The sequence below is a fragment of the Desulfovibrio sp. 1214_IL3152 genome (assembly GCF_036763055.1).
GTDB lineage: Bacteria > Desulfobacterota > Desulfovibrionia > Desulfovibrionales > Desulfovibrionaceae > Desulfovibrio.
Map to the genome: position 1 here is coordinate 1 of NZ_JBAIYW010000365.1, position 1,338 is coordinate 1,338.

Annotated in this window: 1 protein-coding gene and 1 pseudogene; both read right to left on the bottom strand. The window is 60.5% G+C overall.

The window, feature by feature from the left end; translation table 11 throughout:
• Positions 1 to 296 (bottom strand): annotated as a pseudogene (locus V6C07_RS07765) (colanic acid biosynthesis glycosyltransferase WcaL); the annotation flags it as partial.
• Between the two features lie 56 nt (positions 297 to 352).
• Positions 353 to 1,338 (bottom strand): aminotransferase class I/II-fold pyridoxal phosphate-dependent enzyme (locus tag V6C07_RS07770; protein ID WP_333535801.1); only part of this gene is annotated, 986 nt, incomplete at its 5' end.

Genomic DNA, 1,338 nt, shown 5'->3' on the forward strand with positions numbered 1-1,338 from the left:
CGCTGCCGCAGGGCGCGCCAGAAGGCCGCCAGAACCCTGCCTGCGGCCCTGAAGCCCATACGCCGCACGGGGCCGTCATAGCCGCGCATTTCTTCGCTGCAACCCTTCAGATTTTCCCCGTACATGCTGTAGGCATAAACGGGAAGGCCCCGCTGCCTGAGCTGCACAACCTCACGAAATATAAAGGTCTCCGAGGACAAGGGGAACCACAGCAGCACATAGGCTATCACCGGGGGCATTGCCCGCCGGTCGCGTTCCGCTCCCGCTTCTGTGGCATCGCCACTGGTAAAAGACATGTCGGTCTCCGCATCAAACGAGAGCCGGGCCATAAGGCCCGGCCGGAGTGCTGTTTTTATTCGCCCAGGGATTCTTCGGCGTGTTCGCGCTTGTATTTTTCAACAATGGCCTGTGCCTTGGGAATCTCTTCTTTTACGGCATCAAGCGCCTTGCGGATATGCTCTTCCGTATGGGCGGCCGAGAGGAAGAAACGCAGCCTGTCCGTGCCCTCCTTGACTGCCGGGAAGGTGATGGGCATGACGTAGACGCCGCGCTTGAACAGGGCGTTGGACAAAAAGCCCGCCACCATGGGGTCGCCCACCATGACAGGCACAATGGCGTATCCCTGGGCAGCGCCCGTATCAAGGCCGATGCTCGAGGCGTACTCCACAAAAAACTTGGAAATTCTCTGCAGCTTGTGTACCCGTTCCGGCTCACGCAGCATGATGTCAAGCGCCTTGTGGCAGGCCACGGCAATAACCGGGGGCATGCCCACACTGAACACAAAGCCCGGCGAACCGTACTTGAGAAATTCAACCAGTTCATGCCGGCCGGCGATAAAACCGCCGCAGCCGCACATGGACTTGGAGAGCGTGCTCATCCACATGTCCACTTCATTGGCGTCAATGCCGAAGTGCTCGTGGGCGCCGCGCCCGGTTGCGCCCAGCACGCCCAGCGAATGGGCTTCGTCCACCAGCAGCATGCAGTCATACTGCTTTTTCAGCTGGATGATGCGGGGCAGATCGGGAATATTGCCGTCCATGCTGAACAGGCCCTCAGTGACGATAATGGCCCGCTTGTGCTCGGCGCGCTTGGCCTTGAGGATTTCCTCAAGGGCGTCGCAATCGTTGTGATTGTATGAGTAGCGCGCCGCGTGGGACAGACGTGCGCCCTGGATCAGCGAGTTGTGGGCCAGACCGTCATGAAAGATGGCGTCGCGGTGGCCGAGCAGAAAGCCCAGAGTGGATACGTTGGTGGCATGGCCGCTCACGTACACGATGCTGTCTTCCACGCCGTACAGGTCGGCAAAGGCGCGCTCCAGCGCACGGTGGGGCGGGCGCT